The 22,943-nt window shown below is 60.1% G+C and carries 15 protein-coding genes; 9 read left to right on the forward strand and 6 right to left on the reverse strand.

Annotation, left to right across the window (positions count from 1 at the left end):
* Positions 1 to 342 (forward strand): hypothetical protein (locus AX692_RS20180; RefSeq protein ID WP_230959920.1); only part of this gene is annotated, 342 nt, incomplete at its 5' end.
* Between the two features lie 24 nt (positions 343 to 366).
* On the opposite strand, the gene AX692_RS12470 is transcribed toward AX692_RS20180, so the two are convergent.
* From AX692_RS12470 to AX692_RS12485, 4 genes are read right to left on the reverse strand one after another with little or no spacing between them, the layout of a single operon-like run.
* Positions 367 to 564: a DUF6961 family protein gene (locus AX692_RS12470; RefSeq protein ID WP_073975143.1), complete on the reverse strand. Its 198-nt coding sequence runs from the start codon at positions 562 to 564 to the stop codon at positions 367 to 369.
* A complete protein-coding gene (locus AX692_RS12475) occupies positions 564 to 869 on the reverse strand; it encodes a DUF5818 domain-containing protein (protein ID WP_073975144.1) in 306 nt (101 codons plus the stop codon). Before AX692_RS12475 ends, AX692_RS12470 begins: the two co-directional genes overlap by 1 nt.
* Positions 866 to 1,291, reverse strand: coding sequence for a thermonuclease family protein (locus tag AX692_RS12480; RefSeq protein WP_196490123.1), 426 nt, complete (start codon positions 1,289 to 1,291; stop codon positions 866 to 868). The genes AX692_RS12475 and AX692_RS12480 overlap by 4 nt, the downstream gene beginning before the upstream one ends.
* A gap of 12 nt (positions 1,292 to 1,303) precedes the next feature.
* A complete protein-coding gene (locus tag AX692_RS12485; RefSeq protein ID WP_036527693.1) occupies positions 1,304 to 1,945 on the reverse strand; it encodes a S24 family peptidase in 642 nt (213 codons plus the stop codon).
* 409 nt (positions 1,946 to 2,354) lie between these two features.
* On the opposite strand from AX692_RS12485, the gene AX692_RS12490 reads away from it, so the two are divergent.
* The 8 genes from AX692_RS12490 to AX692_RS12525 all read left to right on the forward strand — a co-directional run bounded on the left by AX692_RS12490 (position 2,355) and on the right by AX692_RS12525 (position 19,142).
* A complete protein-coding gene (locus tag AX692_RS12490) occupies positions 2,355 to 3,212 on the forward strand; it encodes a WYL domain-containing protein (RefSeq protein ID WP_073975146.1) in 858 nt (285 codons plus the stop codon).
* Positions 3,209 to 8,365 (forward strand): DEAD/DEAH box helicase, encoded by a 5,157-nt coding sequence (locus tag AX692_RS12495; RefSeq protein WP_073975147.1) that lies wholly within the window; start codon positions 3,209 to 3,211, stop codon positions 8,363 to 8,365. Before AX692_RS12490 ends, AX692_RS12495 begins: the two co-directional genes overlap by 4 nt.
* Entirely contained in the window at positions 8,362 to 11,151 is a 2,790-nt protein-coding gene (locus AX692_RS12500) for a DEAD/DEAH box helicase (protein ID WP_073975148.1), read from the forward strand. Before AX692_RS12495 ends, AX692_RS12500 begins: the two co-directional genes overlap by 4 nt.
* Positions 11,151 to 15,629, forward strand: a complete 4,479-nt coding sequence (locus AX692_RS12505; protein ID WP_073975149.1) for an Eco57I restriction-modification methylase domain-containing protein — start codon at positions 11,151 to 11,153, stop codon at positions 15,627 to 15,629. The genes AX692_RS12500 and AX692_RS12505 overlap by 1 nt, the downstream gene beginning before the upstream one ends.
* Complete coding sequence (locus AX692_RS12515) at positions 15,607 to 17,523, forward strand: hypothetical protein (protein ID WP_155645029.1); 1,917 nt, start codon at positions 15,607 to 15,609, stop codon at positions 17,521 to 17,523. The genes AX692_RS12505 and AX692_RS12515 overlap by 23 nt, the downstream gene beginning before the upstream one ends.
* Positions 17,524 to 17,702: 179 nt before the next feature.
* Positions 17,703 to 17,999 (forward strand): ATP-binding domain-containing protein, encoded by a 297-nt coding sequence (locus AX692_RS12520; RefSeq protein WP_196491793.1) that lies wholly within the window; start codon positions 17,703 to 17,705, stop codon positions 17,997 to 17,999.
* Positions 18,000 to 18,023: 24 nt separating this feature from the next.
* Positions 18,024 to 18,806 carry an HNH endonuclease gene (locus AX692_RS19075; RefSeq protein ID WP_081095300.1) on the forward strand — a complete coding sequence of 261 codons (783 nt, stop codon included), beginning with the start codon at positions 18,024 to 18,026 and terminating at the stop codon, positions 18,804 to 18,806.
* Between the two features lie 117 nt (positions 18,807 to 18,923).
* Positions 18,924 to 19,142, forward strand: a complete 219-nt coding sequence (locus AX692_RS12525) for a hypothetical protein (protein WP_419470517.1) — start codon at positions 18,924 to 18,926, stop codon at positions 19,140 to 19,142.
* A 10-nt stretch (positions 19,143 to 19,152) separates the two neighbouring features.
* On the opposite strand, the gene AX692_RS12530 is transcribed toward AX692_RS12525, so the two are convergent.
* Positions 19,153 to 21,855, reverse strand: a complete 2,703-nt coding sequence (locus AX692_RS12530) for a conjugal transfer protein TraG N-terminal domain-containing protein (RefSeq protein ID WP_073975154.1) — start codon at positions 21,853 to 21,855, stop codon at positions 19,153 to 19,155.
* A 33-nt stretch (positions 21,856 to 21,888) separates the two neighbouring features.
* Positions 21,889 to 22,943 (reverse strand): conjugal transfer protein TraH (locus tag AX692_RS12535; protein WP_073977709.1); only part of this gene is annotated, 1,055 nt, incomplete at its 5' end.

Raw genomic sequence — 22,943 nt, forward strand, 5'->3', positions numbered from 1 at the left:
CGATCACCAAGCCATTCGAGATCGGCATCTAGCGACCTGCTGTCCCCATGCGTCCGCACACTGCCGGTTGACGAGAAGTTCTTTATTTGTTCTCATTGGTCCATGCCCCGAATCTCCGACGATATCCTTCTCACGCACCTCGAAGTCGCGCTGGCCGTTGCGCCGGAGCGCACGCTCGTTCGTCTCAATGCCGATGATCCGCGCGCCCAGCGCAGCGCCAGGGTCGATCTTGCTCGTCATCTGGTCGAACGCATGCGCGGCTTCACCATCGAAAGCGACAGCCATGGCGGCGCAGGCGCGCAATCCTGTCTCTTTCCCGGCGATCTCTCGCCAATCGGATGACCGGGCCGGTCTCGTCGGTGATGCTTAATGCAGTGGCTTGTCAGAGGCGTTGGAGCTCAGCTGGATAATCCGCTCAGCGATAGCCTGCCATGTTCGAATGCCTGCTTCGTCGCCGGCAAGCGCAAGAGCACCAATCTGCTCGGCGACGTGCAGGGGTGCTTTGTCACCATGGGTTTGCAAGACATGGTTGGCGCAGGCCCAGAGTTCCCAGTCGCTGAGCATCAGCTTAGCGCGCTCACGACGGCGCTAACTGTCGCGTAGAGTCCGTAGGCGACGAAGGCGGCGGCAAGAAGGAATTCGATGCGGAGTTTGAATGCTGTCGGACGAGGCTGGCCGGCCAGCCATATCTGTTCGCAGGTAAATCCGTTGAACCCCGAACGCTCGCCGACCACTTCGACGCGAGAGCCGATAAACTTGCGTACCTGGCGGGTGTTGTCGAGTTCCCATGTCCCGCCGCCATCAGTGCGCAGCACCGGCCCGTTTGCTGCCCGCTCGATGATGCCGGTCAGATGCGTGGTGCTGCTCACCGGCAAGCCGGGCCTTTCCAGTAGCGATCCCAGCGCAGGACAATGCCGGTCTTGATCATGGCGCATGACAGATCTGCGCCTGACGGCAGGCGGCACCAGGCAGCGGTCCTGTTTCCGCCTGCGCCCCCCTCGGAGCGGCATGTCAGCCGCGGCCCCTTTACCACCACATGACCGGTCGAGATCGTTCCGCGCGCGCCGCCCATCAGCTGTACCAGCGCATCGCGCGCCTCAATCGCCGAGGCAGCGGGGCAAGGCTGATTGGTCCGGCAGGTGCCGTCCATTTCCCGCGCAGCGATGCCGGCAATCCGAAGGTGAGGACCTTCTGCGCACCAGACCGGACCGTCACCATCCCAGACGTGCGTCGGTGTACAGGTGAATGTCTGTCCAGAGGCGACGATAGAGGCGGCAAGCAAGGCGAGTATCATATGGCCACCTTAGAGCGCCCGTCCGAACCAGAGAACCCGCCCGACGATATTGAGCGTCCGCTTCTCAAGACCGCGCCAGCTCGGATAGGCTGGGTTGTCGCTCAGGACTGAGGCGCGCTTGCCCTGCGGTTCGAGGGCAATCCGCTTGACGCTCAGCATATCGTCCATCCGCAGGACATAGATCCCGTCTCTCAGGCGTGCCTGGCCGTCCCCGAGATCGACCATCACTTCGTCGCCATCATGAAGAGTGGGCTCCATGGAGTCACCATGCACGGCGATGATCGACAGGCTCGATGCCTTGCTCGCGGTCAGCCGGCGTAGCCACTTCTCGTCGAAGCCGAATTGCGCTGATTTGGCTTCCATCTCCGCGAGCGCGCCGTGGCCGGCTGATGCCTCGACATTGAGCAAAGGCACATGGACCAGTTCGACGACTGGGCCTGAGCGACGGGCAGGAGCACCGAGAATCTTCTCATCGACCCCGAAGAATCGCGCCAGAACCGAGCGATCCTGCTCGTCCAGCTGCCGCGGGCTTCCGCGCCGAATGTACTGCTGGATGTAAGCGGCATTGCGCCCCAGCAGGCGCGAAACCGAGGAATAGTTCACTCCTCGCTTCTGAATGAGCTCGTCCAGGGCTCTCCGTGCGTCGTCCATGACTGACAGTCCTATCGCAGGCGCCTAGGAAAATCGATCCTAGACTCTAGGAAGCCTTCCTAGTAAGAACATAACAAGAACGCAAGGGTAAAGCGAGTCTACGATCATGGAGCTTCTGGAGCAGATTGAGGAATATCTGGTGCAAACTCGGACGTCGCCGAGCACCTTCGGTCGGCACGTCGTGGCAGATCCTCGCTTCGTTCAGGACCTACGGGACGGGCGCATGCCACGCCGAAAAACCTGTCAGAAAGTCTCAGAATTTCTGGCGAGCTCAGAGACAGTTAGCCGCGGGTAGGTCGACCAACATAACAGCAAGGACTTTTCCGAATCTCGTTGCCTCGACATCAAGCATCCACTACGCTTACCCATACAGAAACTGGTTTAGCCCAGTTTCTTGGGGGATCGGGGCATGGACAGCGAATCGGGATTGAGGCGCGGCGTTGAGAGCCGCCTCGAATTCATCGAATTCAGGCTCTTCTGGGAGGGCCACGTCAACCGCAGTGACCTAATCGATGTTTTCGGCGTTTCGATCAATCAGGCATCGACGGATCTGAACAGATATCTCGGCCTAGCCGAAGCAAACATGGTCTACGACAAGAGCGCCAGGACGTACGTCCGTAGCTCGTCCTTCAGCCCCGTGTTCCACCAGCCAGACGCAGCCCAGTATCTCTCTCAGCTCAGATCGCTCTCGGATGGCATCATTGCCGCCGAGGACAGTTGGATCGGGGGTTTGCCAAGCTTTGCCTGCGCTCCGACGCCTGCTCGAGGTGTCTCGCCCAAAACTTTGCGGGCGATGGTGACGGCGATCAAGCGGCACGAGGCGATCGAAGTTTTCTATCAATCCATGTCATCGCCCGAGCCAGCTTGGCGGTGGATCGAACCCCATGCCTTGGTGTTTGACGGGTTCAGATGGCATGCTCGCGCATATTGCCAACGTAGCAGCGCCTTCAAGGACTTTGTTCTCTCGCGAATTACCGATACCCGCTCATCAAAGCCTGCTGATGCGCGGTCTTCGGTCGATAGCGAATGGGAAGAGCAGGTTGATCTCCAGATTGTGCCACATCCCGAACTGAGTGCTGGTCAGCGCAAGGCGATCGAGCTCGACTACGGTATGGAAAATGGGGTGACGACCATCCCTGTCCGGCGGGCAATGCTTTACTACGCACTTAAACGGCTCGGATTAGATACGGACCCCGCAGCGCGACGTCCCCAAGACCAGCAGATCGTTTTGCAAAATCGAGATTCTGTGGAGGATCAAAGGGCGTGAACATCTTCGAACTCGATAAAGCGCTCGTTGACCGATACGCTTCATTCGCTCGTTCTTTCTCTGCCATCCGTGCGCCAGAAATCGATCAGCAGGTGCGGTCCATCTATGAGCAGGGCCGTTTCTGGCCCGACCCGCTGATCACGATCAATCCACGATTTGAAGCTGGAAAATCGATCGACGAACTGGTCGTATCAGGTGACGTTGCGCCAGAGCTGGCGTCGATCTTCGCCGCAGGACCAGATCGAACACCGATCCGCCTACACCGCCATCAGGAGCGGGCCATTGCGAAGGCCCGGAACCGTGAGAGCTTCGTTGTCACGACCGGAACGGGTTCGGGTAAATCTCTGTGCTTTTTCGTGCCGATCGTTGATGCAATCGTCCGGGCGAAGCAGGCCGGAGAAGCCCCGCGTACCAAGGCGATCATCATTTATCCGATGAATGCATTGGCGAATTCGCAGCTCGGAGAGATCCGTAAATTTGTTGATGATGCCGGTTTGCCGGCACACCTGCGTCCTACCGTCGCGCGCTATACCGGCCAGGAAACGGACGAAGAGCGTCAGCAGATATCACGGGACAAGCCCGATATCCTGCTGACGAACTTCATGATGCTCGAACTGCTGATGACCCGGCAGGAGCGCCTCGATCGGGCGGTCATAGACAATGCCCAGAACCTCGATTTCCTCGTTCTCGATGAACTTCATACCTACCGTGGCCGGCAAGGCGCCGATGTCGCGATGCTGGTTCGGCGGGTAAAACAGCGCCTTACGCCATCTAAGGATCTGATTTGTATCGGCACGTCGGCCACGATGTCGAGTTCGCCCGACGAAGCCGAGAGAGCGGCAGCGGTTGCCGAAGTTGCGACCAAGCTGTTTGGGCAGTCCATCGGTATTGGTAGTATCATCGATGAAAGTCTCGCGCGCGCCACATCTCCCGCAATCAAGGCAGAAACGCTCGGAGAACAGCTTCGCCAGGCTGTGCTGCAGCCGCTTGCCGGCAATCTCACGGATGCTGATCTCACACTTCATCCGCTGGCGTGCTGGATCGAGACTCAGGTTGGTCTTGACGACGCCGAGAAGCTGCGGCGCCGAAAGCCGATGACCCTTACCACTGCAGCGCAAGCGCTGAGCCTTCAGACGGGCGCGCCCGAAGAGGATTGCAGTCGCGCGATAGCCGACATGCTCGCCATGATGGGCAAGCCCGAGAGTGAGCGTGGAGGGACGTCTTCAAGGGCCTTTCTTGCGTTCAAACTTCACCGTTTCATCTCCGGTGCGGGTCAGGCCTATTCGACACTGGAACCGTCCGCACAGCGCCGGGTCAGTCTCGAGGGACAAAAGTTTCATCCTGATGATCCTGAGGCCCGGCTCTACCCATTGTTCTTCTGCCGTGAATGCGGTCAGGAACACCATAGCGTGTCCATCACGAATGCTGATGGCGCGCATCGCGTTATTGCTCGCTCGATCGATGAAGCTGCCCGCGACGAGGCAGAGCCTAATGGCACAGAAACGGGTTATCTGGTGCCTGCGGTCAACGCAGGTTTCCGGTTTGCGGGTAGTCCAGATGACTATCCTGACGAATGGCTGGAGCCTACGGCGAGCGGTGAGATCCGCCTGAAGTCTGCGCATCGCGGAAAGCATGAAGGGCGCCTTGTCATGGTGCGTCCCGACGGCAGCTTTGGCGACGAGGGCATCCCGGCGTGGTTTTTTTCCGGAAAGTACCGCTTCTGCCCGGAATGCGGTCATCAACCAGCGTCACAAGCGCGTGAAATCAACAAGCTGGCCGGCCTGTCCGCTGAAGGACGAAGTTCGGCTACCACACTGATCGTTGCCACCATTTTGGCATGGATGGAGCGGGATGGGTCGCTCGACCCGCATACCCGCAAATTGCTGGGCTTCACCGACAACCGGCAAGATGCAGCGCTTCAGGCAGGTCACTTCAATGACTTTATCTTTGTCACCCTTCTGCGTGCAGCGATCCTGCGAGCGGTCAGGAATGCTGGGCCTCAAGGGCTAAAGGCAGACAAGTTTGGTGAGGCCGTGCGGTTGGCCTTGGGCTTCGACCTCGACGACAAGGACCGGCTCGGCGAATGGATGCTCGATCCGAACGCCAAGGGCTACCAGAACCGGCAAGAGGCCCAAGAGGCTCTGTCCGAAGTTTTGGCTCACCGGCTTTGGGCAGATTTGCGCAGAGGGTGGCGCTATACAAATCCAAATCTGGAAGAAGTCGGCCTGATCACGGCTCACTTCCCGGGACTGGATGATCTGATTGCCGACGATGAAGAGTTTGCCAGCAATCCGCGCCTGGCATCCGCAACGCCAGCCCAGAGGCGTCATTTGTTCGAAATCCTGTTCGATCAAATGCGGCAGGGTCTCGCGGTTGCGACGGACGCTCTTGACCGTGGCAAGGTGAAGCAATCGGCCGAAGTATCACGCAACCGCCTCCGGCTTCCCTGGGCTATCGACAGGGAGGAGGAAAACACGCTGCGGGAGTGCGGTTTCCTGATGATTTCGCCGCCCCGAAGCGGCACCATCCGTGCCTCTGAAGCAGCCTTGATTCTGCGGGCTGGTCGCCAGAGCAAGCTCGGCAAAGCCCTGCGCCATCCCAAGCTTTGGAACAACGAACAGGTTCCGGCGAAAGAATATGACGAACTGATCGAGACATTGCTGAAGGCTGCCGAGGCCCATCAGTTCGTTCGACGGGTCAATGTCGGTTATGAAGCGCCGGCATGGCGTATGGCGCCGACAGCAATCCGCCTGATCCCCGCTGACACACGTCGTGATGGCAAGCGGCAAAACCTGTTTTTCCGGGATTTGTACGAGCAGGTCGCCGATATGCTCAGCCATTCCGGCAATCTTCCCTACAGTTTCGAGGCCAGGGAACACACGGCACAGGTCGATCAGGAAGTCCGGGCGTGGCGGGAAGACCGCTTTCGCTTTGAGCAGCCGGATCGTGAAAGGTTGAAAACCAATCTTGAGCAGATGCGAGAGCAAGGTGAGCCGAACAGCTTCCTTCCTGCGCTGTTCTGCTCACCGACAATGGAGCTTGGCGTCGATATCAGCGCGTTGAATGCTGTTTACCTGCGTAACGTGCCTCCGACGCCCGCCAACTATGCCCAGCGCTCAGGCCGAGCAGGGCGCAGCGGGCAAGCCGCGTTGATCGTTGTCTATTGCGCTGCCCAGTCGCCCCACGATCAATATTATTTCACCGATCAGCAGGCAGTGGTTGCAGGCGCCGTGCGACCGCCAGCGCTTGATCTCGCCAATCAGGATCTGCTCCGCAGCCACCTCCACGCCGAATGGCTGGCTGCAGCCAATGTGCCGCTGAAATCCGCCATTCCGGAAAACCTGGACATGGGTGGGGATGGGAAGCCGTTGACGGCAGAAATCAACGAGGGCCTACAGGTGCTTGCAGCAAGTGGGGCAGCCAAGCCAATCATGCGCCGCCTCATCAATGCCATGCTACCTGCTGTTAATCTTCGTGACGCACCGTGGCTTGCTGACGTCGATGCCTTTGTCGAACGGACCGACAAGGAGGCCTTGGCCTCGTTGAGTGAGGCGTTCGATCGCTGGCGCAATTTGCACAGCAGCGCGCGCCGCGAGCAGGAGCTGGCTCACGCTATCCAGAATAAGGTGGGGCTGAAAGCTGGGGAGAGAACCGCAGCGGCCGGGCGGTATCGCAATGCATCCAGGGAACTTGAGATCCTTGAGTGTGGGAAGGCATCCAACAGTTCGGATTTCTACACCTATCGCTACCTCGCCACCGAGGGCTTTCTACCAGGCTACAACTTCCCCCGCCTCCCGCTTTATGCCTTCATCCCGGCTGCCAAGAGCGCGGTTTTACAGCGCCCGCGCTTCCTCGCGATCGCCGAATTCGGTCCGAACAGCATGATCTATCATGAAGGTCGGGCGTACCGCGTCACCAAGGCAAAACTCCCCGCCGAGGGCCGAATGGACAACGGACAGCTGGCAACGTCGACACTGATCCTGTGCCCGGAGTGCGGAGCAGCACATACCGACGAGCTTCAGGAACGCTGCCACGCGTGCCACACTTCGCTGGGTGGTGCCGAGCGGCTCGATACTGTGTTCCGCATCGACAATGTCGAGACCGCACCGGCAGAGCGGATCACGGCCAATGACGAAGACCGTCAACGCCGGGGTTTCGAGATCCAGACGGTCTTTCAATGGCCGGTCCACAATGGGGCGCCAGACATCCGGTCCACGGTGCTCGGTCACGCTGGAGAAGATTTGCTGCGACTGGATTATGGCGCAGCAACAAAGCTCTCGCGCATCAACAAGGGGCTGCGGCGGCGCAAATCGAAATCGATCTGCGGATTCTTTATCGACCCGAATTCGGGACGTTGGCTGAAAGACCCGGCCAACGGTGACGATGATGATGGCATGGGCGATCCGACACAGGCCAAGCCGCAGCGGATCGTCCCGATGGTCGAGGATCACAAGAACGCACTGCTTTTGCAGCCACAGGTCTCCTTTAGCACGGAGGAAATGGCGACATTCCAGCATGCGGTTATTCGCGGCACACAGCTGGTTTTCGAGTTGGAGGAAGGCGAGATTCTCGGCGAGCCGTTACCGAGCCGTGACATCCGCAATGCCATCCTGCTTTACGAAGCAACCGAGGGCGGCGCTGGCGTGCTGAATCGGTTGGTGGCTGATCCCAATAAGGTTGCCGAAGTCGCTCAGGTGGCGCTCACGCTCATGCATTATCGCGAACCGTTTAACCCGGCCGATATGCTGGAAACTGATGATGCCTGCGTTGCCGGATGTTATCGCTGCATCCTGTCATATTTCAATCAGCCTGATCACGAGCTGATCGATCGTCGTCATGATCAGGTGATCGATGTCCTGTGCAGGCTTGCACAGGCAAGCGAAGTTGCGTCCGAAAACACAGAAACGGAGCATCCATGGCTGACTGCGATTGAGCAATGGGGCGTTCCCACGCCTTCCGCGATTACGATCGACGGATCGGTGCAACAATTGTTCTGGCCTGCGCGAGGTGTCCTCGCAATTCCTGGCGGCCCGACACCCGGCCTCGTGACTGAAGCTTCGGCGCTCGGCATTCTCGACATCATTTCCTTACCCCTGACGCCCGACGAGCAGGCTCGGAACGAACTTCTTGCAGCTTTGGGAATTTGCGCATGAACGCGGTTGTTTTTTCTCCCGGAGACATGGTGCGTGCGCGCGGCCGCGAATGGATTGTTTTGCCTTCGCCGTCGGAAGAGTTGCTCAATGTGCGGCCATTGTCGGGCACGGACGATGACGCCCAGCTGATCGCACCCGCACTGGAAACGTCTCCGGTTGCAGCCGCAAGTTTTGCCGCACCGACCTCTGATCGCTTGGACACGCAGGACGGTGCCAGATTGCTGGCGGATGCTTTGCGGCTGTCTCTTCGCCGCGGGGCTGGGCCATTTCGAAGCGCAGCCCATCTTGGGGTCGAGCCTCGCGCCTATCAGCTCGTTCCGCTCATGATGGCGCTCAAGCAATCAGTTGCTCGGCTGCTGATTGCAGACGATGTCGGCATTGGCAAAACCATCGAAGCAGGCATGATTCTACGCGAATGGCTGGATCGCGGAATTGTTGATCGTTTCGCTGTGCTCTGCCCGCCGCATCTCGTCGATCAATGGGTGAGCGAGCTTGGCGAAAAGTTCGATATCGACGCGGTTGCTGTAACTGCCGCCAGGGCACGCGGCCTGGAGCGCGGGCTGCCTACCTCACAAAGCCTATTCGAGGCCTATCCCTTTACGGTCGTCAGCCTCGACTACATCAAGGCCGACAGTCGCCGGGACGATTTTGCCCGGGCTTGCCCGCCCTTTGTCATTGTCGATGAGGCGCACGCCTGCGTCGGCAACGAACGTGGCAAGCATCAACGCTACGGTTTGCTGGAACGCCTGGCGGCGGACAGCGAGCGGCACTTGCTGCTGCTTACGGCCACACCCCACAGCGGCGACACCGTGGCCTACGACCGTTTGCTCGGCCTTGTGCACAAGGATCTGCAGGGCGGCCCCGATGCGGGCGACAACAATGCACGAGAACGCTACGCCCGACGTCTGGCGCAGCATTTTGTACAGCGTCGCCGCCCAGACATTCAGGACGGCTGGGACGAACAGCGCGCCTTTGCGAAACATGAGACCAGGGAAGCGCCGTTCACTCTGACAGGCGACTTTGCGGCCTTTCAGGATGCCGTGCTCGACTATTGCCTGTCGGTGACCGAGCGCGCCGGGTCCGATCAGCGCCATCGCCGCCTTGCCTTCTGGGGCACCCTTGCCCTGATGCGCTGCGTCGGCTCCTCACCCGCTGCGGCCCTAAGCGCTCTTCGCAACCGGCTTGGCGGCATGGCCGAGGAGGAAGCGATAGAACCGGTCGTTTTCGATGCCGAAGACGGCGTGCTCAATGAGAGTGATGTAGAACCTGCGACCGCGAGCGAACATGGCGAAGAGGGAGCCGCGCTAAGCGGCCTGATCGACCTTGCACAAACCCTGTGCAGCAGCCGTGATGACGATCCGAAGGTGAGACAGCTCGTCGCTGAACTAAAGCCGTTGCTCAAGGACGGCGTAAAGCCGGTCATTTTCTGCCGCTTCATTGCGACGGCTGAAGCCTTGGGAGAAACGCTCCGCACAATCTTCCCCAAACACCAGATCGCGGTGGTTACCGGCACGCTGGCACCCGACGAACGCCGGGTCCGGGTGGATGCGCTGGAGCCGCATGAGAACCGTATCCTGGTTGCGACGGACTGCCTGTCGGAAGGGATCAACCTCCAGAGCCTGTTCGATGCGGTGGTCCATTATGATCTCAGCTGGAACCCGACGCGGCACCAACAGCGCGAAGGCCGGGTCGACCGGTTCGGCCAACGGGCGAAGGTCGTGCGCTCAATCATGATGTACGGCGACAACAGCCCAATCGACGGTGCCGTGCTCAACGTGATCCTGCGCAAGGCTGAAGCCATCGAGAAGGCGACCGGCGTGAGCGTCCCTATGCCGGAGGACCAGGAGAGCGTGACATCGGCGCTGATGCAGGCGGTTCTGCTTCATCGCGGCGGAAGTGCCCGCAGCCAGATGGCGTTTGATTTCGGGCCGGGCGCCGAGCAGTTCGAACGCCAGTGGCGCGATACGGCGGAAGGCGCGAAGGCCAGCCGCGCACGCTATGCACAGGGCGCTCTGAAGCCCGATGAAGTTCTGCCCGAATGGCGCAAGATGCGGGCGCTCAACGGAGGCCCGCAAGAGGTTTCCCGTTTCACAGAGCGCGCCCTGAAGCGTTTGCAGGCCCCGCTTGAGGCTTCAAAGGGACACTCCCTTCTCCACACCGATTTCTTGCCTGACATGATGCGCGAACGGCTCCAGCAGCGCGGCCTGCGTGGCACGAGGCGGATCAGTTTCGAGGATGATCCCCTTCCCGGCGTCACTTATGTCGGGCGGGTGCATCCCATCGTCGCGGTGCTGGCCGAAACATTGGCCGAAGGCGCACTCGATCCTGCGGGCGCAGACGGCAAGGCCCTTGGCCGCGCCGGCGTGTGGCGGACGCGGGCGGTCACCCAGATGACAACATTGCTCGTCCTGCGGCTGCGCTACAAGCTGGTGACGAGCGGACGCCTGAACCGGCTGCTGCTGGCCGAAGAGGCAACCGGGCTTGCCTTCTCCGGTCTCGGCCAGGATGTCGCGCTCAATGCCGAAGACGCGCTGACGCTGCTTGAGGCCGAAGCATCGAGCAACATGGATGAAAGCGCCCGCATTCGGCAGATCGAGGCCGCGCATGAGCGTCTCTCGGCCTATCGCCCGGCCATAGAAGCCTTCGCGCATCAAAGGGGTGAAGCACTGTCGCACGATCATCTGCGCCTGACCGAAGCGGCAGGCGGCGGTGCGACCGTCAAGGTGACCCCGGTGCTCCCGGCGGATATCATCGGCCTCTATGTCCTGCTGCCGGAGGTGAACTGATGTCTCGGCCCACCAAACGCGCAAGCGACACCGGCTTTGCCGCGCTCACGATCGAAGGCGGGCTGATCGCGCCCGATCAGGTTCAGGCCATCGCTTCCGCCGCGCCCGATCAGAAGACGGCGGCGGACTATGGCTGCCCCAAAGGCACCGGCCTGCGCGACGAGATCACACGCTATTTCCGCATCGCACAGGCCCATTGGCAGGGTTACGCGCGGCTCGAGCAGCCGACGATGCAGCAGACGGCAGAGTTTGCCCGCAACTTGCTCGAACAGGCGTTTGGCTTTGAATTGACCGGGCCGCACCACCACACGCGTGAGGACAGGCGCTTCACCATTGCGTGGGAAGCCAAGGGCGGGCGTGTGCCTATAGTGGTCTCCCCACCAGCCCCTGCGGAAAAGGGCAAGGCTGGCGATGGCTTCGCCCGCGCTTTGTCCGAATTCGGCGATGGCGCCGATGGCCGCATTGCGCGCCGTTCGCCCACCGTGCTGTTGCAGGACTGGCTCAATGCCAATCCTGACTTCTACTGGGGCCTCGTCTTTGCAGGCGATCGGGTGCGGCTGATGCGGGACAATGCCAGCTTGACCCGGCCCGCTTGGATCGAGGCAGACCTTGGCGCGATCTTCCGTGACGAGATGTTCGCCGATTTCGCCGCATTATGGCTGCTGATCCACGCCAGTCGCTTTGGTGTCGAGGGCGCGGCGGCCAGCGATTGCGCATTGGAACGCTGGCGCGAGGCTGGCATGCGGGCGGGCACCTCCGCGCGTGAGCGGCTGCGCGTCAATGTCGAGGAAGCGCTGATGGCGCTGGGCCAGGGCATTCTTGATGCCAACCCCGCCATACGGGAGCGGCTTGATACCAATCAGCTGACCATGCCGCACCTGTTCGAACAGATGCTGCGCGTGGTCTATCGCCTGATCTTCCTTGGCGTGGCCGAAGACCGCGATCTGCTGCACCCGCCTGCAACGCCAAAGGCGGTGCGCGATCTTTACAGCAGCAACTATGGCTTTGCGTGGATGCGTGACCGGTCAACGCGCCGAAACGCGCATGATCATCACCATGATGCCTGGGAAGGCGTGAAGGTGACCTTCCGCGCACTGGAGCGTGGCGAGAAGACGCTGGGGCTCCCGGCGCTCGGCGGGCTGTTCGAAAGTGCGCTCACCCCCGATCTCGATGCGGCGCAAATCCCCAACCGCGCGCTGCTGGCGGCTGCGTTCAAGCTGGGCTGGCTGATCGAGGATGGCCGCCGCGTGCGGATCAACTGGCGCGATATGGCGACCGAGGAACTGGGCAGCGTCTATGAAGGGCTGCTCGAACTTGTGCCGGTGCGCGAGGATGAGGGGCGCACCTTCAGCTTCGCTGGCGGCGCGGAAGCGCGCGGCAATGCTCGCAAGGTATCAGGCAGCTATTACACGCCGGACAGCCTTGTGCAGTGCCTGCTCGACTCTGCGCTGGATCCGGTGCTGGAGCGGGCCGAGGCAGAGGGTGGCGCGGAGGCCATCCTGGGCCTCAACGTCATCGATCCCGCCTGCGGATCGGGCCACTTCCTGCTGGGCGCAGCGCGGCGGATGGCGACGCGGGTGGCGCAGCTGCGCAATCCTGATGCGCCCGATTACAATGCGGCGATGCGCGATGTGGTGCGCAACTGCATCCACGGGGTGGACCGCAACCCGATGGCGATCGAGCTGGCCAAGGTGGCGCTGTGGATTGAATCGGTGGAGCCGGGCAAGCCGCTCGGCTTCCTTGATGCCAATATCCAGTGCGGGGACAGCCTGCTGGGCGTGTTCGACCTGAAGGCGCTGGATGAGGGCATTCCTGATGATGCCTACAAGCCGCTGACCGGCGACGACAAGGATACTGCGAAGTATTTCGCTAAGCGCAACAAAGATGAGAAGAAGGGCCAGGGCACGCTCGATTTCATCGGCGGCGGTGGCACGCTGCCCCCGGCCAAGCTGGCGGCGGCGATGGACGATCTGCGCCATCTGCCCGAAGACAGCGTCAGCCAGATCGCGGAAAAGCGCCGCCGTTTCGCCGCGTGGGAGGCAGACCCGAAGCGCTATGCCACCAAGGTCGCCTGCGATCTCTACATCGCCGCCTTCCTGCTGCCTAAGAGGGGCGGCGTGCCTACAGATGCGAACACCGTGACGGTGCCGACCACGTCACATCTGCGCACGCGGGTCACCGGCGGGCAGATTTACGGGCCGCTCGAGGCTGCCGCTATCGATACTGCTGGATTTGCCCGCACCTTCCATTGGCCGCTCGCCTTCCCTGAGGTGATGATCGGCAAAGGGGGGTTCGATGTCGTGCTGGGCAACCCGCCGTGGGAACGGATCAAGCTGCAAGAGCAAGAGTTCTTTGCTAGCCGCGACCCCGATATTGCCAGCGCCCCCAACGCGGCGGCGCGCACAAATCTTATCAAAGCACTTGCCGAGACCGAAGAGGGCAGTCCCGCGCACCAGCTGCATCAAGCGTTCGAGATGGCAAAGCGTGTGGCCGAAGCATCAACAGTGTTTTTCTCGTCACCTAAGGACGAAGACCCGACCAAGATTGGTTTTGCCAAAGTGTCGAAGGCGCGGCGCTATCCATGGACTGGGCGCGGCGATGTTAACACCTATGCTCTGTTCGCCGAACATTTCTTGAACCTGGTTAATGCGCATGGCAGTGCAGGTGTAATTGTTCCTACCGGCATAGCTACCGATGCTACAACTGCACCCTTCTTCGGGCATCTAGTGAGCAACCAGCGCCTTTCCGAGCTGTTCGATTTTGAGAACAGGGAAAAACTGTTCCCGGCGGTCGACAGCCGGATGAAATTCGCACTTTTGACGCTCGGCAGCGATGTGGCAGAGGCGGGCTTCGCCTTCTTTTTGACTGACCCAGTTCAGCTTGAGCAGGGCGAACGTCGTTTTACCCTCTCACCTGCACAAATAGCAGCGATAAACCCCAATTCGAAAACTACCCCTGTATTCCGTGCACGTCGCGATGCCGAACTAACAGCTCAAATCTATGCGCGTGTGCCGGTACTGATTGAAGATTCAAAAGGTGTCCCAGGTTCGCCTTGGCACTTTGAATATATGACAAAAATGTTCGACATGGCTGATAGCAGCCCACTGTTTCGTAGTGCATCTCAGCTTTCGGACATGGGCTACCACTTGTGTCAAAGTGAATGGCAAACTGACAGCGGGGAACCTCGATACGTTCCGCTATATGAAGCCAAAATGATCCACATATTTGATCATCGCTGGGCAACATACGATGCCAACGGCGGAAGCAGTAGAGATGTAACACTCGCCGAAAAGTCTGATCCTGATTTTGAGCTTCGCCCGCGGTATTGGTTGCCAGGGCCTCTGGTAGATAGTCGACTACATTCCCGGCCTGAACTGAAGTGGCTTATGGGCTGGCGCGATATCACCAACGCTACGAACGAAAGGACCTCTATTGCGAGCGCGTATCCAAGGTACGCTATTGGTCATTCAATTCGGAATATGTTCGTTAAGGGCTCCGACCAGAGCCGAGCGGCCTTCATTGCAAATCTCTCAGTTTTGCCCTTGGATTTTGTCGCTCGGCAATGCGTCGGCGGAACACATTTGACGGTAGAAATTCTCAAACAGTTCCCCATCCTTCCACCTTCAGCATACTCCGAAGCCGACCTCGCTTTCATCGTCCCGCGCGTGCTGGAGCTGACCTACACCAGCCACTCCATGGCCCCCTTCGCCCGCGATCTGGGCTATGAAGGCCCGCCCTTCGCCTGGGACGAAGACCGCCGCGCCCATCTGCGCGCCGAGCTCGATGCCTGGTATGCGCTCGCCTATGGCCTGACCCGCGACGAGCTGCGCTATGTGCTCGACCCCAAGGACGTGATGGGCGCAGACTACCCCAGCGAAACCTTCCGCGTGCTCCAGAAAAACGAAATCAACAAATACGGCGAATACCGCACCCAACGCCTCGTCCTAGCCGCCTATGACGCGCTCAGCGCTGCCGCTCCCGAAACTTCTGCGGTCGCGGAAGGCGACTGGGATTATGCCATTCGTGATGAAGTCGATGTGCGGCTCTTGCTGGCGGCAATCGTCAAGCGAATGCGTCAGCCTAGACCAATTCAGGAGGTAATTCTGGCATTCCTGTATGCCGCCCAACCGCATCTTCTGATGCCGCACCTCAGTGCGGATCGTCAGGCTGAGTGGCGACGGCTGGTTGGCCCGACAGCAGACATGTCCAGAATTTCTGTCGCCAGCTTCGCCTCGTCTCACCTGGCGCGCTTTACGGAAGCAAAGGGCAGGCTCGCCGCTGACGGCGCATGGCGCTTCGATGTTGCATCCAACACCGTGGATCGCGGCTCTGCCATATACAGCATCAGCCTTCCTCCTTCGACCGAGGGGCGCGCCGATTTCGTTTGGCACGCCATGCGTTCCATCAACCAGCAGAACGCGACCAGCGCGCTGTCTCAGGAGGAGCATAGCTTCCTTGCCCAAGCCGTCGCTGCCTGATCTTTTCAGATCCTCAATTGACGCGATCATCCCGGAAGCGGGGAGGAGCGAACCTCGCCTGTGGGTGCGTCGACTGATCATCTGGAGCGAGCGCGGGCAGGTCGTGCGCGACATTTCATTGCGCCCAGGCCTGAATATCGTCTGGTCTCCGGACGCTGATGCTGATGGCAATCCTATGGGGCATGGCGGTGGCAAGACCAGCTTCTGCCGCCTGCTGCGCTATTGCCTGGGCGAGGATAGCTTTGGCACCATCGACCAACGGCAACTGATCGCAAACGCAATGCCCGATGCTCATGTTGGTGCGGAAATCATTCTCGATGGCAACCCGTGGGTGGTTGTGCGGCCCATTGGTAACCCGCGTGGCAGGCATCTGGCTCAGAAGGGCGGAAATCTCGATGCTGCCTTCAGTGGCGATATGCCCAACACAACGATGTCTCCGCTTCGGCAGGCAATTGCCGAAGTAATCATGCCTGAGGCAACGCCGCATATGCCGATCGGTAGCAGCGCCGACGATGCGTGGGAGGCCGCTCTGGCGTGGATCAGTCGGGATCAGGAATGCCGATTGCTCGACATACTGGAGTGGCGTGCCGCAGAAACGCAGTCACGCTCGCCTTCGCGCGCTATGTCCAAGGCGGATAGACTGGCCGTTGTCCGATTGCTGATCAATGCGCTCCAACCGACCGAGATCGATGCCAGTCGCCGCGCTCAAAGCCATCGGCGCGCCGCCGAAGAAGCCGATAGGAAGAAGACCCGCGTCGAGGCCACACGAGCTGATGTCGCACGCGGTCTTGCTGCGGCATTCGGCGGAGATCCGGAAGATTCAGACTCGCCGGAATTGTGGTCTCGGACTGCCGGGGCGGCCGCGCAGGCAGAGGTGACTGCAGCCGATCCGGATCTCGGACAAAAGCTCAAAGATGCGCAAGAGGCCGTTGCCGAGAAGGATGCCGAAATCCGCAAAGCCGAAAATCGGTTGTCATCGATAGAAGGCGAGCAAGCCGGCCTTGTCGCGCAATTGAAGACCTTGGCCGAAGTGCTTCCAAAACGTGAAATGCTTCTGAACGACGCAGAAAATCCCAAATGCCATGCGTGCGGACAGCCGATCAGCGCGCATTCGGAGGCGTTTATCGCGGAGCGGATGGCTGAGCGCGATGTGCTCCTCAAGCAAAAGAATGATGCGCTCGAGCAGCAGCAGTCGCTCAAGAGTGAGCAAAATAACCTGAACTATGACGTTGCGGCGGCTAGGCAGGAGCTCGAACGCCGAAAGACGAAATTGGCGGAACTCACAGGTGCGGCCGACAGGCTTGCCTCTGCCCGCGGCTATGTGACGTTGACGGCTAATTATCGCACCTTCGGAGCGGAAATCGCTCGTCTGGACGCACAGGCCAAGGCGGACTTGGAAAAGGCTTCGAAGGCTGCACGTGAAGCGGATGACCTTAGAAAGGCTTCACAGAACGTGGTCAAACGCCTGTCTGAGCATTTTGATACAGTTATCCGCGTGATCATCCCGGACAATGCTCATGGCGAGGTAGTCTTATCTGAAAGCGGTATTCAGCCTTCGGTTAGGCTGCATGGCAATCTGACGACAGCGGCTGTGGACTCGCTCAAAGTTGTGGCATTTGATCTCGCAGCACTGATTTTATCGATTGAAGGAAAGACCCAGCTTCCAGGCTTTTGGCTGCATGATAGTCCCCGGGAGGCTGACCTTGGCTTGCCGCTCTACCACCGTTTGTTCGACCTCGTCAGGACATTAGAAGGTCTGACGACGGTGCCGCTCTTCCAGTACATCATCACGACAACAACAAGGCCGCCGCCGGACCTTCAGGTAGCGCCTTGGCTGATTTTGCAGCTTAGCAGCGCACCCGCAGAAATGCGCCTTTTTGAGCGGGATCTATAAGCGGTGGCGGGACCGAGGAATTTCCGATCTTGCCACTGCGGCGAGACTTTCCTCTCGCAAGCTGAAGGGGATGACTGATGGTATCAGCGTCGCTAGCGCCCGCTCTCCTTTGCGATGGATCGAGGTCGATCGCGGTGCTGGTGAATCGGGAAGACCAGCTCCAGACGCTTGCCGACGCCTTGAACGAAGCCCTGGAGGACCAAGCCATTCGGGCTGTGGCATGTCCAAAGGGGCAGGCAATCGGCCGTGAAAATGACGTGAGAATATTTGAGGTTCAACACATCAAGGGTCTTGAGTTCGAGGCGATCTTCTTTGTCGATATTGACGAACTTGCCTGCCAAGAACCTGAACTATTTGAGCGCTATATCTCCGTCGGCGCTATCCGAACGGCGACTTTTCTGGGGCTCACTTGTTCGGGGAAAGCACTACCCGGATCGATGGAACCGGTTTCGCAGCTCTTTCATGATAGCTGGTGACGATATTGAAAGCGAACGTATCCCATGATCGACACCGGGCAGCGCCTTTTCGATTACCCCTTCGCGCTTGAATCTGAGCTACGCGATGCCGCCAACGGCCAAGGGTATCGCATTTCCCAAGGCCAGGCAGCTGGTTGGCTGTTTTACTCGTCTGCGTCAGCACCGGGTGAAATAGCTGTCGCCGCAACAGCTTCCGGCTTGCATGGGCCATTCTTCTTGTCAGTCGCACATCCAGGTGCGGCCAGGGAACTTAAGGCGAAGGCTGCCGGACCATGTGCGAAGGGACATGCAGCGGCCTTTGCCTTCATCACGAGAGACGCCCTCTTTGCTGGCGTCAGTGCAGTTTACCGCCTGTCGCTGAGTCTGCCCACCTTGCCCTTTGAAGACTTCGTTCGGGGAACCTCTCATCTGGGCGACACAGAAGCCGACCGCGCTCAGAAGGTCCGAATAGGGCAGGATCGATTCCGGGCAGCAGTCATGGATTACTGGAACAGAACTTGCCCGTTCACTGGCATCGTTGAGCCGCAACTGCTTCGCGCCTCACATATCATTCCGTGGGCCGATTGTGAGAGCGATCAGGAAAGACTGAACGTCCACAATGGCTTGCTACTATCATCTTTGTGGGACGCCGCATTCGATAGCGGCTTGGTGACTTTCGACGACTTGGGCAATGCTATTGCCTCCCCCAGGCTTGGCAAATCAGCGCGACTTGCACTGGCGCTGGATCAAGCGCCTCCGTTGCAGTTGGTGGATGAACACAGAAGCCGTTTGGCGTGGCACCGCAGCGAAATATGGGTGGCCGATTGAGGGCTCCACACCACATGACCCATTTGAATTGAGCAAGCGTCTGCAGTGGTCAATTATAGTGCTTCACCGACATCGTGTTTCTGCTATGTTCCCATGTGAATTGGGATGGATGCGATCATGACGCACTTTGACCTTGATGACGCCAAGGCGCACGGAAGTCGCCGCTGGGAAGGCTTGTCCGAAATTGACGATGCAATCCGCGACAATCGCCTAGTGGAGTATCGTATCAAAAAGTCCTGGGCCGACCCGTGGGGACGAAAGTTGACGATACTGGGCGTGCTGGTCATTGGCGCAGTTTTCGCATTTTTAGCTGGAGCGTCATTCGGAATGTGGTGATCGTTGCAGGTCACCACTCCTTCACGTCATCCGCTGCCTCTGCACTCGCACCTTGGGCTCCCTTGGTTATCGCGTCCAGGCGCCCCCTAGAGCCGGCAATCTTCTGGCGACCGGCCGCCTTAGCCCTTTGCACCTCTTCTTGGAGACCGTCGGCACCCACCCGTGGTACCGAACCGGAATTTCCGCCGCCGGTTTGTGCTCGGCCGCGCACCGATCCCGCGTCAAAGACTGCTGGAAGGGCTACGGGCAGTCCGGGGGCGAGTACGAGGCGATTGTCGATCCCGTCGCGAAGCTGCTCGGCATAACTTTCAATGAACTTTGCCTGCAACGCCTGGCCTTCCGGACTGAGCTGGAAAGTGACGTCGTCGAACCGTGCATTTCCGTAGAAATCGCGGTTGCTCTCGATTTCAGCTAGGCCCCATTCGCGGTAGGCTTGGGACAGATTGAGACTGCCTGCAGCGCTATTTCCTTCGAAGAAAGACGCCTGGCTCTCCAGACGATTGGCAAGCTCCTCGGCTCGGCGAGCCTCGATAGTGAAGCTCTGCGCTTCCGTCAGAGAGGCATTCATGCCGCTTGCGGTTGTCGAGATCGACGAGCTGCTCGAGGTGCTAACTGAGCGAACGAACCCATCGCGGGTGCTCGACCAATTGCGGCTGTCAGACATCTGGGACAGGCTCCCAAAGATCCGGGAACGGTCTTCGGATGCGATGCCGATGTCGCTGTCGGTCCATGTACGTGTCCCGCCGCCCTTCGCTCCGATGCTTCCAGACAGCACGCCATTTGAAATTCCGGCCTTTGCCCCGGCTTCGCCGCCGAGGAACCAGGCCGTAGAGATGTCATCGGCTGCTCTGCGCGATAGCCCGAATTGCCGCTGCAGACTGGTCGATGCCTGATCGACCTCGCTGAATGCCGTCTGGATGCTGTCGGAGTTCGAGGTGCCGGTCGCGCTCTCGAAGGATGCGCCTCGGCTGAACTGGTCCCTGAGTTCGCGGAACTTCGTGACGGCGCTGGTCGTCGATTCCGTCGCGACATTGGCATAGGTCTCGCTGTTGGCGCGGGCCTGCGATGCCATCGTCGAAAGCCGCGCTGTGAATTCCTGGCCCAGCGTCGGCGTGAAGGGATAGCTGGAGGTCGGGATCTGGTCGTAGCTGCCGTCCGGGAAGCTCGTGGTCATCGAGCCGGTGTCGCTGAAGGTCCGCGTCTGCGGCGCGCCGTAGGTGAAGCTCGGAGCAATCGTGCCTTGGGCGAACTGACGCGTGAGGACGCTCGAGTTTTCGAAGCTGCTGTTGCCGAGTGACACGTTGCCTGTGCTCGCTTCTCGGGCAGCTTCTTCCGCCGCGTTCTGGCTTGGGTTGAGGTAGCTCGTCGCATGGTGCGAGATGGCCATGGCGCCCTTGGCCACACCCCCTGCCAGGAACGGGACCGAGGCGATGAGGTAGCCTGCCAGCAGGCCAATATCGCTGTTCACGTCGGCCATGCCGGTAAAGCTTGCAAGGCTGAGGCCGTTGCTGCCCGTGACCGCGCTCATGTCAGCCGTGCCCTTGTACATGAGCATCATGTGGAGGATCACGAACAACGGCCCCCAGGCCGCGAGATAGAAGAAGCCCGTCACATAGCCCTTGAGAGCGATCGGCCCCGTTTTGGGAAGCAGGAATAGAGGAAACAGCACCGGGAAGAGGGCGTAGAACAGCACCGTTAGCACGACGTTCAGGAGCGGGACCCACTTCATCGCGTTGCTCGCAATCGAACCATAGGTCCGCTCGGTCTGAATGTCGGCTCGGGTCTGGGCGTAGACGTCGACATTGCCCGCGCCGCTGCCGCCGGACATCGAGTGCATGGCCTGGCTCATCGCATTGATCGTCAGCGTCTGCTTGAAGATCTCGGTCGCGTTGGCCGAGACCCCGGTCAGGTACTGATAGGCGACCGGCAGATCGGCGAAGAGCTTCGCTTTGGCCAGCGCGGCCGTCTGGTTGGGGTAGAGCTGTCGGCCGAATACCGAACCCATCGCATCGACCAGTCCGGCCCACTGCGCATTGAGCGTGTCGTAAGCCTCGCGGCAAGTCACGATGTTCGAGCTCACCTCGCCAGTGGTCGCATCGCGTGTCAGGAACCGTTGCGCGCGAGCCTGGCTGCCCGGGGCTATCGTCGCCCAGATGTCGCCCGTCTCCGCCAGCTCCTTCATCGAGTAGCGGCCGAGCAAGACATCGTAGAACACGCACTGCCGGAAATGCTCATCGAGATTGGCGGCGAACTCGGGATCGGAAATCCGCAAGGACCGGGTCGCATCGTAGAGCCGCGCGCCGTAGATCATGCCGTTCTTTGAATAGTTGAGATCGCCAGGCAGGCCGAACACCACCTCGGCCGAGCCCGTCAAATAATCGCCGACCTGGCTGGTAAAGCTCGCCATGAGAGCCAGGCCCATCGGCACATTGCTGACATTGGCCGGCGCAAGGCTCGGGTTGAGCCGGTCGGTCACATGGACATCGAGCCGCGGCACCATCAGGCAGGAGTAGATGAGCGTGGCGCCCAGGAACCAGTTGATCCACGCCCGCCAGTCCTGGTTGAATGCCAGTGTCAGGGCGGAAAGGCCAAGACCCATCACCATGACCACCTGGAGCAGGCTTTTGTAGCCGCCATTGCCGGTCCAGGCAGCGACTGCCTGGAAGACGTTGACCAGATAGTCGCCGCCGCCGACCGTGAAAATCTCGACCATGTCTATTGTCCCGCCTGGATGTGGTTGGCCCGGTCAGTGGGTGAGGGCGCGGCTCTGGACGCCGCGCGACCAGTCGAGCGATGCGGCCATGCCGGGAGACATTGAGGCAGCCAGCACGTTCTCGATGAACGCCGTCTTCTCGATGATCTGCAGCACCGCATTGACCTTGAGATGCGTGTTGGCCTGCCGATCAGCCAGCGCCTGACGCACGACATTGACCTGGCTCTGCCACATCGCGATCTTCGCTTCGTCGGCCCCAATGAAGCTCGACATTGAGCGGCCAGCCTCGCTGACAATGCGGTCGAGCACGGCAAACAGCAGGTCGACACTGGCGATCTCGGCCAGGGTCTCGCGGTCGTCGGTCGGCATGCCGCGGCCATAGGCCGCCTGGACGGTCAGGATCTTGTAGAGCGGGATCGATGCGACCTGCAGCAGTTCCTTCTGCTCTTCGGTGATCGCCGTATCATCGCGGATCGCCTGAACCATCCCGCCAATGAGCGCCGCGACGCGCGGCCGCAGCGCTTTCGATGCGGGCAGGCTCAGCGACTTGAAACCTGGGTTGAGGCACTTCTCCGTCTCGTCGCAGTCGAAAATGAGGACGTTGCCGTTCGTGGTGCCATCCAGCAACGAGGTCACAAGCGTCGACGAGGCTTCGCCAACGATCGGCACGAACTTGCCCGGTTCATCGTCCTTGGGCGGCACGTAGATGATCGTGCCCAACAGCGTCATGGCATATTCGGCGAGCTCTTCGTCGAAGCGGCCTCCGGGCGAGAAGAACGCCGACTTCTTGAGGATCGTCCAGGTGTAGTTTCGCGGCACGCCGGGATTGACGTCGTCATACTTGCCCGACCCTTGCGCAGTCGTGCTCGAACGCTGCCCCCTTGTGCCGCAGCCGTGCTTGGCTGCAGCATAGTCGGTGAAAATGCCTTCGGAGTTGCCGATAGCTTCGCAGACCGCCTTGTCGGCAAGGTCGCCCTTCGGCCAGATCCCGCCCACCAATCCTTGTGCCATCTCGCAGGAATTGATGTTGAGATTGTTCATGAGCTGAGCCTTCTGGCTGAACTCCTGCATGATCTTCGAGCATTCCG

The sequence above is a fragment of the Erythrobacter donghaensis genome, from assembly GCF_001557325.1.
In the GTDB taxonomy this organism is placed as follows: domain Bacteria; phylum Pseudomonadota; class Alphaproteobacteria; order Sphingomonadales; family Sphingomonadaceae; genus Erythrobacter; species Erythrobacter donghaensis_B.

Excerpts from the sequence above, each read along its gene's own strand:
- AX692_RS12470 (WP_073975143.1), bottom strand. The coding sequence starts at position 564 with ATGCTCAGCGACTGGGAACTCTGGGCCTGCGCCAACCATGTCTTGCAA.
- AX692_RS12485 (WP_036527693.1), bottom strand. The coding sequence starts at position 1,945 with ATGGACGACGCACGGAGAGCCCTGGACGAGCTCATTCAGAAGCGAGGA.
- AX692_RS12490 (WP_073975146.1), top strand. The coding sequence starts at position 2,355 with ATGGACAGCGAATCGGGATTGAGGCGCGGCGTTGAGAGCCGCCTCGAA.
- AX692_RS12500 (WP_073975148.1), top strand. The coding sequence starts at position 8,362 with ATGAACGCGGTTGTTTTTTCTCCCGGAGACATGGTGCGTGCGCGCGGC.
- AX692_RS12505 (WP_073975149.1), top strand. The coding sequence starts at position 11,151 with ATGTCTCGGCCCACCAAACGCGCAAGCGACACCGGCTTTGCCGCGCTC.
- AX692_RS19075 (WP_081095300.1), top strand. The coding sequence starts at position 18,024 with ATGATCGACACCGGGCAGCGCCTTTTCGATTACCCCTTCGCGCTTGAA.
- AX692_RS12525 (WP_419470517.1), top strand. The coding sequence starts at position 18,924 with ATGACGCACTTTGACCTTGATGACGCCAAGGCGCACGGAAGTCGCCGC.
- AX692_RS12530 (WP_073975154.1), bottom strand. The coding sequence starts at position 21,855 with ATGGTCGAGATTTTCACGGTCGGCGGCGGCGACTATCTGGTCAACGTC.